Annotated in this window: 12 protein-coding genes, 1 tRNA gene and 3 pseudogenes; 7 read left to right on the forward strand and 9 right to left on the reverse strand. The window is 31.4% G+C overall.

The genetic code is table 11. The annotated features are described in order from the left end of the window. Positions 1–4: 4 nt before the first annotated feature. From ABNT22_RS03630 to msrB, 4 genes are read right to left on the reverse strand one after another with little or no spacing between them, the layout of a single operon-like run. Complete coding sequence (locus ABNT22_RS03630) at positions 5–253, reverse strand: glutaredoxin family protein (protein ID WP_348716642.1); 249 nt, start codon at positions 251–253, stop codon at positions 5–7. After that, positions 254–724 carry a GNAT family N-acetyltransferase gene (locus ABNT22_RS03635; protein ID WP_348716644.1) on the reverse strand — a complete coding sequence of 157 codons (471 nt, stop codon included), beginning with the start codon at positions 722–724 and terminating at the stop codon, positions 254–256. Between the two features lie 5 nt (positions 725–729). Beyond that, on the reverse strand, positions 730–1263 hold the full coding sequence (msrA, locus tag ABNT22_RS03640) for a peptide-methionine (S)-S-oxide reductase MsrA (protein ID WP_348716646.1): 534 nt from the start codon (positions 1261–1263) through the stop codon (positions 730–732). Next, positions 1256–1705 carry a peptide-methionine (R)-S-oxide reductase MsrB gene (msrB, locus tag ABNT22_RS03645; RefSeq protein ID WP_348716647.1) on the reverse strand — a complete coding sequence of 150 codons (450 nt, stop codon included), beginning with the start codon at positions 1703–1705 and terminating at the stop codon, positions 1256–1258. Before msrB ends, msrA begins: the two co-directional genes overlap by 8 nt. 133 nt (positions 1706–1838) lie before the next feature. On the opposite strand from msrB, the gene ABNT22_RS03650 reads away from it, so the two are divergent. After that, positions 1839–3044: a Pycsar system effector family protein gene (locus ABNT22_RS03650; protein ID WP_348716649.1), complete on the forward strand. Its 1206-nt coding sequence runs from the start codon at positions 1839–1841 to the stop codon at positions 3042–3044. Positions 3045–3095: 51 nt separating this feature from the next. Here the strand turns inward: ABNT22_RS03650 and ABNT22_RS03655 are convergent, their stop codons facing one another. From ABNT22_RS03655 to der, 3 genes are all read right to left on the reverse strand, one after another. Next, on the reverse strand, positions 3096–5492 hold the full coding sequence (locus ABNT22_RS03655) for a GAF domain-containing protein (protein WP_348716651.1): 2397 nt from the start codon (positions 5490–5492) through the stop codon (positions 3096–3098). A 115-nt stretch (positions 5493–5607) separates the two neighbouring features. Next, positions 5608–8385, reverse strand: coding sequence for an outer membrane beta-barrel protein (locus ABNT22_RS03660; RefSeq protein ID WP_348716653.1), 2778 nt, complete (start codon positions 8383–8385; stop codon positions 5608–5610). Positions 8386–8468: 83 nt separating this feature from the next. After that, the gene (gene der, locus ABNT22_RS03665) at positions 8469–9779 is read right to left on the reverse strand and encodes a ribosome biogenesis GTPase Der (protein WP_348716655.1); all 1311 of its coding nucleotides are present in this window, start codon (positions 9777–9779) and stop codon (positions 8469–8471) included. 99 nt (positions 9780–9878) lie between these two features. Between der and ABNT22_RS03670 the strand changes: the two genes are divergently transcribed. Then, entirely contained in the window at positions 9879–10388 is a 510-nt protein-coding gene (locus ABNT22_RS03670) for a GTP-binding protein (protein ID WP_348716657.1), read from the forward strand. Here ABNT22_RS03670 and era read toward each other — a convergent pair. Then, positions 10385–11275, reverse strand: a pseudogene (gene era / locus ABNT22_RS03675) (GTPase Era); the annotation flags it as partial. The gene ABNT22_RS03670 and the pseudogene era sit on opposite strands and share 4 nt — an antisense overlap. A 132-nt stretch (positions 11276–11407) precedes the next feature. Between era and ABNT22_RS03680 the strand changes: the two are divergent. The 4 genes from ABNT22_RS03680 (at position 11408) to ABNT22_RS03695 (ending at position 13782) form a co-directional block, all read left to right on the forward strand. Next, positions 11408–11480: transfer RNA gene (locus tag ABNT22_RS03680), tRNA-Met, on the forward strand. A 52-nt stretch (positions 11481–11532) separates the two neighbouring features. Then, the gene (locus ABNT22_RS03685) at positions 11533–12903 is read left to right on the forward strand and encodes a tyrosine-type recombinase/integrase (RefSeq protein ID WP_086031725.1); all 1371 of its coding nucleotides are present in this window, start codon (positions 11533–11535) and stop codon (positions 12901–12903) included. A gap of 138 nt (positions 12904–13041) precedes the next feature. After that, on the forward strand, positions 13042–13227 hold the full coding sequence (locus ABNT22_RS03690) for a hypothetical protein (protein WP_086031724.1): 186 nt from the start codon (positions 13042–13044) through the stop codon (positions 13225–13227). Between the two features lie 114 nt (positions 13228–13341). Next, entirely contained in the window at positions 13342–13782 is a 441-nt protein-coding gene (locus ABNT22_RS03695) for a hypothetical protein (protein WP_086031723.1), read from the forward strand. Between the two features lie 27 nt (positions 13783–13809). Here the strand turns inward: ABNT22_RS03695 and ABNT22_RS03700 are convergent. After that, positions 13810–14295, reverse strand: a pseudogene (locus tag ABNT22_RS03700) (integrase core domain-containing protein); the annotation flags it as partial. Between the two features lie 85 nt (positions 14296–14380). Here ABNT22_RS03700 and ABNT22_RS03705 point away from each other — a divergent pair. Then, positions 14381–14644, forward strand: a pseudogene (locus ABNT22_RS03705) (transposase); the annotation flags it as partial. Positions 14645–14770 lie beyond the last annotated feature (126 nt).

Here is a 14770-nt window from a genome sequence, read left to right on the forward strand (position 1 = left end):
TGGTTTAAGGTTGTTTAAGTTTTTCTAACCATTTGATTAGTTCTTTATCTGTCGGATTTCTTAGCTTTTTCTTACCAATTGTTATGGTCGGGAAATTGAGCCTTTTATTTTCATATAAATTACGAAGCTCTTGTGCAAATAGCTCATTTTTTTCAACATCTAAAAAATCAAATTTTAAATTACGATCTTTTAAAAATTGCATATAGTATTGTGTTTTATGACAGCGATCTGCACCGTAAAGCTTAATTTTCATCTAAGATAATTGATAAATATATTCTTCTATTTCTTTATTTCTGGCGTTAGCAAAACCCTTATCGGTTCCTATTTTAACAAAACCAGTTTTTTCTAAAACCTTCTGAGACCCATAATTGTCAAATGCCACTCTTCCAAACAAAGGTCTTGTGTGTTCTTGCTTTAGAAATAGGTTCACAGCTTTGGTAGTTATCCCTTTTCCCCAAAATGCTTTACTAATTTGATAAGTTATTTCAGCCTCTCCAAACATAACATATTTTACAACCGATCCAATTACTTCATTTTCGAATACTATAGTTTGCATATGAACATCATTATCTTTCAATAATTTTTTCCACTTTGTCATATACGCCTCTTTATCTGTTGGGTCTTTGGGAGTAAAGGCGGCTAAATAATTTGCTTCGTTGTCTGTTTGATTTATGAAAAGTATAGTTAAATCGTCTTCAATAGTTTTTCTTAGTAGAATATTCATGACAGTTATTTTTTCAACTTATCGGCATACATTTTTCTAAACTTGGCAAGTTTAGGAGTAATTACAAAATTGCAATAGTTTTGCTCTTTGTTTTGATTGTAATAATCTTGATGATATTCTTCTGCAGAATAAAAAATTGTAAGTTCTTCTAAGGTAGTTACAATAGGATTGTCAAAATAAGGTTGTAATGTTTCAATAACCTTTGCAGCAATCTCTTTTTGCTGTTTATTATTATAAAAAATAGAAGAACGATATTGCGTTCCCACATCTGCTCCTTGTCTATTCAGAGTGGTCGGATCGTGAGTGGTAATAAAAATCGTAAGTATTTCTTCATAAGAGATAATATTAGCATCGTATGTTATTTGAACAACCTCGGCATGTCCTGTTAATCCAGAACACACTTCTCTATACGTTGGTTTGCCAGGAGCATTCCCTCCTGTATATCCTGATACTACTTTTTCAACTCCTTGTACTTCCTGAAAAATAGCTTCTGTACACCAAAAGCATCCACCACCAACTGTAGCTATTTGTTTAGTCATTGTTTTCTAATTTTATAGATAATGAATTTACGCAAAAACGAAGTCCGCTTGGTTCTGGACCATCTGGAAACACATGTCCTAAATGTGCATCACAGGTATTGCATAATATTTCTACTCGCACCATTCCGTGAGTGGTGTCTTTTTCGTATTGTACGGCATTTTGCTTTATAGGTTGTGTAAAACTTGGCCAACCAGAACTAGATTCAAACTTAATACTAGAGTCAAATAATGGAGTGTTACAACAAGTACAGTTGTATTTTCCTAAAGAAAAGGTAGAGCAATGCTCTCCACTAAAAGGTCTTTCTGTTCCTTTTAAGCGTGTAATTTGATACTCTTCAGGAGTAAGTAGAGCTTTCCATTCTTCTGTGGTTTTTTCTACTCTTTTATCTGGTTTAGGATTGCCGTTTACGGCAAAGTGTATAATGTCTTTCCAAGTAAGCATAATATGTTTTTTGTACTTTGAATATACTAATTTATGTTTTTTTTAGTTTTGTCGATAGGTATTGTAAAGCTTACGAAATTATAGCTACTAATACATTCGATAAATTTATGTTAATTTAGCAAAAAACATTTATATGGAAGCGTTATTCACGGAGATAGAAGCATTCGTTATTCATGAGTTAAATGAAAATTTAGATTCTAAATTTTTATATCACAATATTGCACATACACAGCGAGTTGTTGAGAAAACTAAGGAATTGATTGTAGATGCTAAAGTAGAAGGAGAAGAGGCCGAGAATTTAATAATGGCGGCTTGGTTTCATGATATAGGATATATCAGTTCTATGGAGAACCATGAAGATGCGAGTATTGAAAAAGCTTCTAAGTTTTTAAAAGAAAAAGGACTTTCTGAAGATAGAATTCAAAAGGTTTCTAAATTGATTGAAGCTACAAAAATGAGTGTAGTTCCTCAAACAGAATCTGAAAAATTACTTAAAGACGCCGATTGTTCTCATATAGGAGGTAAGAACTATGCAGAGTATTCTGAACTTTTACGAAGAGAGTGGGAGTTGACGCAGAATAGGGTCGTGAGTGATAATGATTGGATAGAAGAAAACATTAACTTTTTAACTACACAACATCGTTTTTATTCGGATACTGCATCAAAAAAATGGGATAAAGTAAAAGGGAAAAACTTAGTACAGTTATTAAAAGAACAGAAAAAAATAAAACAGGATACCAATAAGATAAAGCAAAAGAAAGAGGAGTTAAAGCTAAAAAAGAATAAGATAGAATTACCTGAGCGAGGAATTGAAACCATGTTTAGAGTAGCGCTAAGAAATCATATTACGTTAAGTGATATTGCCGATACAAAAGCCAATATTTTACTTTCGGTTAACGCTATTATAATGTCTTTAGCTTTATCTAATCTATTACCGAAATTAGATAATCCTTCAAATCATTATTTAATTATTCCGTCATTAATTTTCGTAGCTTTTACTGTTGTATCGATTATACTTTCAGTATTGTCAACAAGACCAAATGTTACTCAAGGTAAGTTTACAAAAGAAGATGTGGCTAATAAAAAAGTGAATTTGTTATTCTTTGGTAATTTTCACCAAATGAATTTGCCAGATTTTGAGTGGGCAATGGATGAAATGATGAAAGATCGTGATTATTTATACGGCTCGTTGACAAAAGATTTATACTTCTTAGGATTGGTATTGAATAGAAAGTATAAATTATTACGAATTACATATACCGTTTTTGCTATTGGAATAGTGGTAAGTGTTGTCGCTTTTGCTATGGCATTTAAAGCACAAGAAGTAGTTCCGGTATAGTAAATTTAAATTATATACATAAAAAAAGCGACGATACCGTCGCTTTTTCTTTTATGATTTAAACTCTTCCATTAACTCATCAATGGTAATCGTTTTTTTATCGTCAAAATCTTTATGATAAATAACTTCTACTCTTAGAGCTTTTAAACCAGACACTCCTTGTAAGTCTTCAATATCAAGCGTTTCTACTTCTCCTAGTAGGTTTTTAGATTGTAAATAGTTGATGTATTTTATGTATTCTCTTGCGTCTTTATCTTGAGAATATACAATGGCAATTTTACCAGGAATGGTTAATCGTTCATCGGTTCCTTTAATGTGAGCTTTGTCTATTCGTTTCTTGATAATTTCATAACGAATATTATAGGCTCCATCAACATCAAATTGCTTTTCGTCCATTCTAAACTTAATAGCTAAAGGATTGCTGTGTACTAGAATTAGTGAAGCAACTCTTAATTTATGTTCCATTTCATTGGTAGCTTTAAAAGCTACGTTTTCCATTTCGCACATTAGTTGTAATTGCCATAAACGTAAGTTGTATAAATATAAATCATCGAACTTTTGTTCACTAGTTAATGATTGTCCGATATACATATTATATTCAACACCGTCCGTTTTATAACGTTCAAAATAGTGTGGGAACATTTTTTGTGCGTCTTCTTGTTTTTTATCAATAAACTTGGCTAGTTTATCATTTAGAAGAGTTACACTATGCTCGTAATTTTTTCTTTTTTCGTACACTACATGTAAATGATCGTCTATACGATTCATATAAGTTTGTACTAAAGCATTTAATTCTGAATTAATCTCTTTAATATGGTTGAAAACAGGATAAATTTCACGTTTTAAGAAATCTAAAATACCAATTTCATCACCTGCTTTCAATCCTTCTTTTACGTCTGTTAAGTATTCAGAAACTCTAAACATTAATTCATCGTAAATAGGTAAAAATTCAGCCTTAAGAGCTTCCTTTAAAACAGAAATAGCTAAAGTAAGCTGTGTGGTTAAATCATCTTTAATTGCATCATTTCTGGCGATTGATGAGCCTTTAATGTCTGATTGACCATACAATGGGTATACATTATTAAAAACAATGTTTTCTATTTTAATATTTTCCTTTTTATCTAATATATCCTTTTGATATTTTTCTGCAGCTTCATAAAAACGCCATTTAACCGTAGGGTGTATTGACGTATAATGCTCTTGAATAGTCGCTTCAAGTGTATTCATGTGTTCTTCTGAAGCACGTTTAATTGCAGATTTAAAAACCGGAATTAAATCTTTTAGTTTGTTTTGATTTAAAGAGTTGAGTTCATAGGGTCTCGGTGAAGCAATTTCCAAAATAGCTATTTCTTTAGTCTCTTTTGATGCTTGAATTGGCAAAAGAATAATACTTCCAATATTTTCTCTTTTAAGATTTAAGTAAAACTCGTTGTAGTTAGAATCTTTACCATATTTCTCTACGTCTGAAATGGCAATAGCCTGTTTTTCGTTAAAAACTCTATGAATGATTCCCTGACAAAAGAAATTATCGTTGGAGCAAGAAACATCGTGGTCTACTTTTAAGATCAAACTTTGAGATTTTCGCAATCTTGAAGAAGCCAAATTGTTCATGGTTTCATCAAACATTGAATATCCAATTCGTAAGTCTTTTACATTGAAAAATTCACCTAAGTGTTGTTGTAAATCAACAATTAAGTTTTCATCAGCTCTCAATAAATCATTTTGAATGGCAGAAATAGTTTCATCTGCACTCACATCAAATAGATTCATAATTCCAAAACCTTTAAAAACATAACTCTGCGGCGGGAATTTTTCTTTCCAAATATCAATGTTGTCAAAATTGTCTAACAAAATCTTGATGTCATCTTCCGTAATCTTTGGTGCATTTTCTGTAGGATAAATATCCATAAAATCACCATTGAACGCTACCCTGTAATATTTGGTTATATTTTGAACTGTATCTGGAATATCAAAAAAGAAAGGCCTTTTTAAATCAATATGGTAATTGTAGTGATATGCTAATATTAAAGTACAAGCATGAATATACATTACATCGTCTTCAAAATTACGTACTCTAAATTCGTAATTGTCACCTGCGTTTTTTAGAATACTTTCAAATCGTTGTGTAAACTTGAATGAGGTGAAAGAAAAAGGAATGGTAGCCGCTTTAATTTCATTATTGGTTAAAGCGATTGGGAATAATCCGTCTAACAAAAATTCTATAATTTCTTTATGCTCTTCAAGTAATGATAAGTCAGAAAAGCCTTCGATTAGTTCAGGATGCTTTTCTACTCTTTCAACCATAATATTAGCTGAAGCATAAAAAGGATGATCTTTCGATTGCTCACTAGCGTACTCTTTAATCATGTCGTATACCTTGCTAAAGCTAACGTTAAGCTGCAATGGTAATTCTAAGTTAATAGTGTCTGAAGCAGATAATATTTTCATGATTCCCCTTGGTTCTTTTTATTGCAAATTTACAAAATAGTTGATAATTGGTCGTAATAGTGCAGTTTTCCTTGCTTTGAAGCATAAAAAAACCGCTTTAAAAGCGGTTTTTGTTTTAATTATAGAAATCATAATTTCTAATTTTTCCTTTTTTACCTAAACTATTAAACTTCCAGCTAAAACCAAGCATAAAGTATTGTTGTAAAACTGTACTTTCAGAATCTTCGATGTAGTTTAAGGTTGCTCTTCTTCTTACATTATTGTTTTGATTCAATAAATCATAAGCTTTTAGAGTAATAGATGCCTTGTCGTTAAGTATAGAGTAGGCTAGGGTAGCGTTCCAAAACCAAGCCGACTTGTTAAATCCAATTACATCTGGGTTGTAAGAATAACGAATGTCATTTCTCCATTCTAACTTTTTAGGTACACTAGTTCTAGTTCTTATTCTTAAAGAATGTCTTGTAAAACTTTGTTCTTGACTTACGCTATTTTCAAAACTGGTCTTTGAAAAAGAAATCTCATATCTAGGTTCTATGCTTAACACATTTTCTATTTCATATGAGAAACCTAAACTAGGACTAATAGAGTTTGTTTTTGCGCTGTTTTTAATATCGTTAAAAAAGCTAACGTTTTTGTATGAATTTAAACTAGCGCCGACTCTAACTTTAATACTATTAATCGAGTCTAATTGAATTTTCTTACTATAAGAACCACCTCCCCAAACATCGTATCCACCATCGGTGTTTCTATAGGTTGTTGTTCTAATTAAGTTATCATCAATGCTAGAACTTGAAACAATTTGGTTATTACGTAAGGTTCCACTTAAATAGAAGAACATACCCGTACGTGCACGCCAATTATATTTATTAAAGTTAATATAGGCTCTATGGCTTTGTGATGGCTTTAATTCAGGGTTACCTGTTATAATATTTGTTGGATTACTTACATCAGCAAATGGCTGTAATTGATTTAAAGAGGGAGCTCTGTTGTCGATATTATAATCGAAATAGATAGAAGCTTTTGAGTCGAAACGATATCTAAACCCAGCATCAACTCTCAAGTTATCAAAACTTCTCCTTAAGCTAAGTTGAGGTCTTAGTTCGTCAATATTTTCTAATGTTCTATTCACCAATCCCAACTCAAAATTAAAACGCCATTTCTTCTCACGATATACTAATTCCATGGCTGGAGTTTTTGTAATGTCTTTATAAGTAAAGTTAGAACTTAGGTCTGAGTTAAAATCGCTATAAGTTTGCGTAGTTGTATTAAAGTCGAAGGTGTTTTCGATATTTTCTCGTTCGTTATTTTGATATTGATATTTGGTGTCTAAGAAGAATTTCTTAGCAATTAATGGCAAACGAAAAGTGAATTGTGTTTGAATCCTATCAAAGTTTTCGTCAATAGTGCTTTTTTGATTTCTGTTTTCGATGCTTGGAGTTGTTCCGAAAATTTCTCTTGTCGAACTAAACAACTCTTCAGAATCTGATTGATCAATTTGATTTACTAAAGAAGCTTTTAAGAAGGCACCTTTTTTACCTATTTTTTTAGTGATACCAATTTCATTTCTGAAGTTTTTAGCATCAGCTTCCGTATAAGCGTTACTTGTAAAGTTATTGGTTAAAACTCTATTTTCATCTAAAGATTCTTCATCTCTAGAGAAGTTTCCTTTCCTTTTGTTTAAAATAAAGGAAGGGGATATGTTGATTAAAAATGTAGAATCTATTTCTATATCAAAATCTGCATTGATGCTATGATTTTCATTTTCGTCATTTGAGTTGGAAGTAGCATTTGTAAAATAAGTTCTATCTGTTAAATTGTATTCTCTATTATTTTTAGAGTTATCAAAAGAACTACTTCCTGAAAAGAAGTAATTTGCATTTACATCTACTCCTTTTCCATATTGGTCAGCATAAGTAGCTCCTGCAGTTTTAGATTTTATAATTCCAGATCCACCACCAAATCTACGTCCGTTGATACTAAATCCACCGTTACCACCAAACCACACAGAAGAGTTTCCTCCTCCAAACATTTTTTGAATTTCTCCAAAACTAAAACCAGGAGAATTGATATTGTTTGTGCTGGCTAAAACACTAACTCTAGTATTGTTATCGAATCTATTAACCATGGTAGCTCCTTCAAAACGTTCATCTGTTCCGGCACCTGCTGAAACTCTACCAAACCATCCTTTATTGTTTTCTTTTTTTATAGTAAGGTTAATCGTTTTGTTATTTGCATCTCCTTTTTCACCAGTAAAAGCTTCCGATTTTGATTTGGTATCGGTAATTTGAACTTTTTCAATAATTTCTTTGGAAAGATTTTTAGTTGTAATTGATGGGTCGTTACCAAAAAAAGGTTTCCCATTCACTAAAATCTTATTTACAGGTTTACCGTTTACGGTAATTTTTCCTTCTTCATCAACTTCAACACCTGGAAGCTTTTTTAATAAATCTTCAACATTGGCGTCTTTTTTTGTTTTAAAAGACTTTACGTTAAATTCTAAAGTATCTTTTTTTATGGTAATGGGAGCTCTTGATTTAACCACCACTTCATTTAGTAAATTAGTTTCATTTTTTAAAGTGATCGTACCAAGATTAACCACTGGGTTTTGATCTAAGGCAATTGTTTTACTGTAATTGTCCATTCCAACAAATGAAACAAACAGTTTTACATCTTTATGAAATGATTTTCCAGTTAAAGAAAAATTACCTTGTTCGTTAGAAATGGTGTAAGAAATTACCGCACTGTCTTTTGCTTTTTCTAAGTGAACTGTAGCAGCTTCAATGGGACTGTGTTCCTTTTCTGATTCAATTTTTCCAGAAATTTTAAACTGGTAAGATTGTGAAAACAAACTTGTAGCAAGTAATAAATTGAAAATGAGTAGTAGTTTTTTCATAGTTTTTGAGAGCTATTTTTTCCAAGCGTCAAAAAAAAGAAAAAACTACTAGAAAGAAAGTTTAAATATTGTTAAACTTTTTATTATTTCTGTCTAAAATAAATTCCAATTGGAACACCATTAAAATCATAATGCTCGCGTAATTTATTTTCTACAAAACGTTTATACGGATCTTTAATGTATTGAGGTAAATTGGCAAAGAATGCAAATTGAGGTGTATGCGTTGGTAATTGCATACAATATTTAATTTTTATAAACTTACCTTTTGTTGCTGGTGGCGGGAAGTTTTGAACAATGTCTAACATTGTTTCGTTCAATTTACTCGTTTGTATTTTTCTAGACCTGTTTTCATGCACTTGAACAGCAGTTTCGATTGCCTTAAAAATACGTTGTTTGGTCAATGCAGAAATAAATACAATTGGCACATCTGTAAAAGGAGCAATTTTCTTACGCACTTCGTTTTCAAAATCACGCATAGTATTGGTTTCCTTTTCAACTAAATCCCACTTATTTACCAATATAACAACACCTTTTCTGTTTTTTTCTGCTAACCAGAATATTTTTTCATCTTGTCCTTCAAATCCTCTTGTGGCATCAATTACGAGTACTGCAACATCACAGTGTTCAATAGCACGAACTGCACGCATAACTGAGTAGAACTCTAAATCTTCTTTTACTTTAGATTTTTTACGAATTCCGGCAGTATCTACTAAGTTGAATTCAAATCCAAAACGATTGTATTTGGTGTCAATAGTGTCTCTTGTAGTACCTGCAATATTGGTTACAATATTTCTATCTTCACCAATAAGAGCATTAATAAAAGATGATTTCCCTGCATTTGGTCGTCCAACAATCGCAAAACGAGGTAGTTCATCTTGTTGTTCTTCATCATCAAGTGGTTCTGGAATCTCTTCAACAATGGCGTCTAATAATTCACCAGTTCCACTTCCATTAATAGATGAAATAGTAAAATAGTCACCTAATCCTAAATTGTAAAATTCTACAGCATCAGCATCACGCATAGCATTGTCTACCTTATTTACGGCCATAAATAAAGGTTTTTCAACCTGACGAAGAATTTTAGCCACGGCTTGATCCATTGGCGTAATTCCTTGTTCAACATCCACCACAAAAACAATGATATCTGCTTCATCAATAGCTAATTGGACTTGCTTTCTAATTTCTCCTTCAAAAATATCGTCCGATCCAACAACATATCCACCAGTATCAATTACAGAGAATTCTTTTCCATTCCATTCTGTTTTTCCATAGTGTCTATCACGAGTAACACCACTTACAGAATCTACAATAGCTTCTCTACGCTTTACTAATCGGTTAAAAAATGTTGACTTTCCTACATTTGGCCTTCCTACTATGGCAACAATACTACTCATTTCTGCAAAAATTTGTGCAAAGATACAACTTACAATAAGATTAACTGTGTTTAATTTGGTAGGATGTTTTTTTGTACATTGTTAGGCAAATTTTAAACAATGGATGATAAAATTTACAATCAAATTTTTTTAAAACCTCGATTTCAAATTGACTTTAAAATGAATGCTGATATTTTAATTTCAAAGGTAGCAACACAGTTACAAGAAGAGGCAAAATATAGAACAAAGATTGTAGATAATCATTTGGTAGTAGATGTACCAGAAAAGGACGAGCATTTTTGGTCACCACAACTACATGTTGAAGTGGAACCGATGGAGGAGAATGCATCAAAACTTAAAGGGTTGTTCGGTCCTAAACCCGGGGTATGGAGTTTGTTTATGTTTATTCATTTTGGAGTAGCAACTGCTTTTATCATATTTGGAATTATTGCCTATTCTAATTGGTCATTAGATAAGGATATCTTCTTTCCAGTGGTTATGTTAATTGTACTCCCAATTATATGGGTTACTTTATATTTTTTAGGAAGACTGGGAAAGTCTACCGGACAAAAACAAATGGATGAATTAAAAGCTTTTACGTTACAATTATTAAAAAAGGTTGGTAATTAATCTTTATAACCAAACCTTCTTAATTGTCGCTCATTCGAACGCCAGTTCTTATTTACTTTTACATGTAAATCTAAAAATACTTTCTTGTCAAAAAAGTGTTGTAAGTCTTTACGAGCATCGGTACCCACTCTTTTAATGGCATTTCCTTTGTGACCAATAATAATTCCTTTTTGAGTATCTCTTTCAACCATAATAACAGATCGAATTTTGATAATATCTTCTTCTTCAATAAAACTCTCTGTTTCTACTTCTACAGAGTAAGGTATCTCTTTTTTATATTGTTGAAGAATTTTTTCTCGAATTGTTTCATTTACAAAGAAACGTTCTGGTTTATCAGTTAACTGATCTTTCGGGTAAAAAGGAGGAGCATCGGGTAATAGCTCTATAATTTTATAAAATACAGTTTCTACATTAAAGTTTTCTAAGGCAGAAATTACATAGACGAAAGAACTTGGAACTTTCTTTTTCCAGTATTCAATTTTTTCTTGAACTTCCTCTTGACTCGATTTGTCAATTTTGTTCAGTAATAAAATAACAGGTATTTTACTATTGATTATTTTATTAAAGAAGGCTTCGTTTTTTAATTCTTTTTCACCTACTTCAACCATATAAATAAGTACATCGGCATCTTCAAAAGCAGATTTTACAAAATCCATCATAGATTCTTGTAATTCATAGGCTGGTTTAATAATTCCAGGAGTATCTGAGAATACTATTTGGTAATCCTCTCCATTAACAATTCCTAAAATGCGATGTCTGGTTGTTTGTGCTTTAGAGGTAATGATTGATAATTTTTCACCAACTAAGGCATTCATTAAGGTTGATTTTCCAACATTTGGATTACCTATGATGTTTACAAATCCTGCTTTATGTGTCATACTGCAAAGATAAGTTGTTTTGGGTTACAAGAATGAATTTTTTAGTTGACTGTTTTTAGGATACTTAGCTGTTTTTACTGAAAATAAAGTAGATTTCATTTGGATAGAAGAGAGAAAAGGTGGTATGTTTGCAGTCCAAATCGCGGGATAGAGCAGTAGGCAGCTCGTCGGGCTCATAACCCGAAGGTCACAGGTTCGAGTCCTGTTCCCGCTACAGAGCTAAAGAATTGAAAACTAACGGATTGTTTACGACAATCCGTTTTTTTATGTCTTTAACTTTGTTACTTTTACGTGCCGTAAACACTACCGTAAACACTTTTGAGATGAAATTGAACTTTACAGAACCTAAAATTTACACTGGTGGCGTGCTGATTTCAGAGTGGTCGAAATTGACGAAATCTGAACAAAAAACAGCATTAAGTAGAGATTGGTTTATATATTATTCTTACAGAAATCCCGAAACTTTAAAATTAAAACGTCAACCTTACATCAAAGCAGGCGTAAACAAATTAAAGACAAAAAGGGAACGTATAGCTTTTTTAAAAACAATGAAAGAAGCCTTGTTGAAATTACTTCAAGCAGGCTTTAATCCTTATCAAGATAATTCGGAATTAGAAGCCCAATTGTTTAGTGATGCTAACGAGAATACTATTTCTGATGTTACTATTGTCGACGCAAAAATAGCGCAAGAAAAAACGCAAAAAGCGCAAATTAATTCAGAAACAATAGCAGAGTTTGAAGAAATCTCTATTGTTAAAGCTTTTGAACTCGGGTTACGTTTAAAAGAAAAATTGATGAACAAAAATTCTTATACGAAATATAAGAGTCGAATTCATCGTTTTTCAAAATGGTTAAATACAAAAGGGTATGAAAAACAGTCTATCAACTCTTTAAATAAAAAACTGATTATTGAATATCTAAATGAAGTTTTGCAAAACTCAAGTGCAAGAAATAGAAATAACACAAGAACAGACATCAGTTCGTTATTTCAAATTTTAGAAGACAACGAACTCATTACAGAAAATTACGTTAAGAAGATAAATGTTCTTAAATCAATTCCAAAAAGAAACAAAACCTATACACCTCAACTTCAAAAAGATATTTATGAGTATTTAGAAGACAACGATAAACACTTACTATTATTTATTCAGTTTATATCGTACAACTTTTTACGTCCAATTGAAGTGTGTAGATTGAAGGTTGAAGATATTGATGTCAAGGACAAAAAGCTATATGTAAAAGCAAAGAACAGTCCTGTAAAAATTAAAATTATCCCTGATATATTACTAAAACAACTTCCAGACCTTACGCAAAAAAGCGCAAAATCATTTTTATTTACACAAAACGAAATAGGAGGAGCGTGGGATATTGAAGAAAGTAACAAACGAGATTACTTTACCAAACGTTTTAAGAAAATCAAAGATTATTTTAAATTAGGAAATGAATATGGTTTGTACAGTTTTCGACATACTTTTATTACTAAATTATATAGAGAACTACGAAAAACAAACTCTCCTTTTGAAACAAAAAGCAAACTGATGCTGATTACAGGACATACTACCATTACAGCCTTAGATAAATATCTAAGAGATATAGATGCAGAATTGCCACAAGATTATTCTTCATTGATAAAATAGGTCTTAGAAACTTGGCAAATCGTTGCAAAAAGTAGCAAAACCTTGCAAATCTTCTTGAATCCTTGCAAAACGTGACAGGGTTATATTAGAAGCTATTACTATTGTGCTTTAATTCAGTTTTAAAGCAAAAAAGTAATATTGAACGCACAAGTAGTATATCAAGTGGTTAAAGCACTTCCAAGGGAAGAGCAAAAAGCATTGTTTGAATTACTACAAAAAGAATTTAGCATCAACACACTTCAAATTAAAAAGGTAAAGAAACCTGTTTTAACCAAAGAAGATGCTATTCAATACTTACTAAAGAATGTTTTTAACAAGAAGTAAAACCAAAATAAAGACTTATTGAAAGATTGGTCTTTATTTTTTTGTCTATTTCACAAAACGTTAAATTGAATAAAATTTAACGTTTTATAGCCTCAAAAAAGTATAAAATAAACTATGAAGATAAATTGTAGGCATTGTAAAGAAGCTTTTATCAGGAAAAGAAGAAATCAAGGGTATTGTAGCGCAAGTTGTAGAACCATGGCATGTTATAAAAGAAATCGGTACGAATATGTTTCAGGTAGCTATAAAAAGAATACTGATAAATTAGGTGTTATAGAACCCCAAACAACAACTCAACTGGTACCCAAAGAACTAGATTCTAAACTCAAAACCCTATTAAAAAAAGAAGAAAAAGTATTTGATACTAAGAGTATGACGAATACGGTTGTTAGTAATTTACTATCAGATACTGCTGTGTATGGAATGAAGAAAATACTCAATCCAAAATCGTTACCTGCTACAAAAGGAGATGTTGAAATGATGTTAATTCAAATTCAAGAACTACAACAATTGTTAATTGAAATCAAGTTTAAGAATAAGTATAGGATATTGTAAGCTTCCCCTAATTAGAACTGCTTGTTTTTCTAAAATTTCTATAAAGCTATTGTTTTTCATTCTTTTGGAGCTAGCTCCAAAAGAATTAAGTTTTGCAAATCTTACAGGTGGCATTTTGCCTAAAGCATCATGCGGTCTGTAATTGTTATAATCTTCTATCCATATTTATGTTTGTTCTCTTACTTGTTCTAGGTTTTCAAAAATATATTTATCAAGTACGCCCCTTAGATAACTAACGTTGAACCTTTTTATAAATGCATTTTGAGTAAGTTTTCCTAGCTGTATGTACTTGAATTCTATAGTATGTATCTTGCTCCAGTTTTCGGTTATTTTGGGAATAAACTCCGGGGCATTATCCATTTTTATTTTTTTAGGCTTCCCTTTTTTATTAATAAGGTGATTAAGCACCCATACAATACGATTGCTGGGTAAAGAAAAATGTATCTCTATATGTAATACCTCTCTGTTAAAATCATCAATTATGTTAAAAGCTCTAAAGCGTGTTTTGGAACTACTACATTTACTCGGACAGGTTTTTAAGACTGTTTAATCAAAAATAAATATCTTAAATAATGAACGAGTTTAAAGTACTGAATTTAAATCTGAAGCAGTCCGATTAAATTATCAGCGAGAAAATATTAAAGAATTAGCAGATGAGCTAGGAATTCAGGTGCAACGTATTTATAAATGGAGGGCTGGTCAAAAATCAAACCCAGTTTCAAAGGTTAATACAAAGCCATTACCAGACTCATTGGAAGTAAAACAATTACGCAAAGCACTTAAAGAAAAAGAACTAGAGCTTGAGATATTGAAAAAAGCTGTTCCCATCGCTCTTGGAAAAGATGTGAACGGCTTTTTTTAATATTGGAATATGTGTTTTTTTTGAGATAGGCAAAAAATAAAGAAGATCTTTTAGTAATGTGTTGTTTTTGATGGTTTTATTTTCTAATTTTGATTTGTAAACACAGTGAAAAAATATGGGGGACGT

This window comes from Tenacibaculum sp. 190130A14a (assembly GCF_964048965.1).
GTDB lineage: Bacteria > Bacteroidota > Bacteroidia > Flavobacteriales > Flavobacteriaceae > Polaribacter > Polaribacter polynesiense.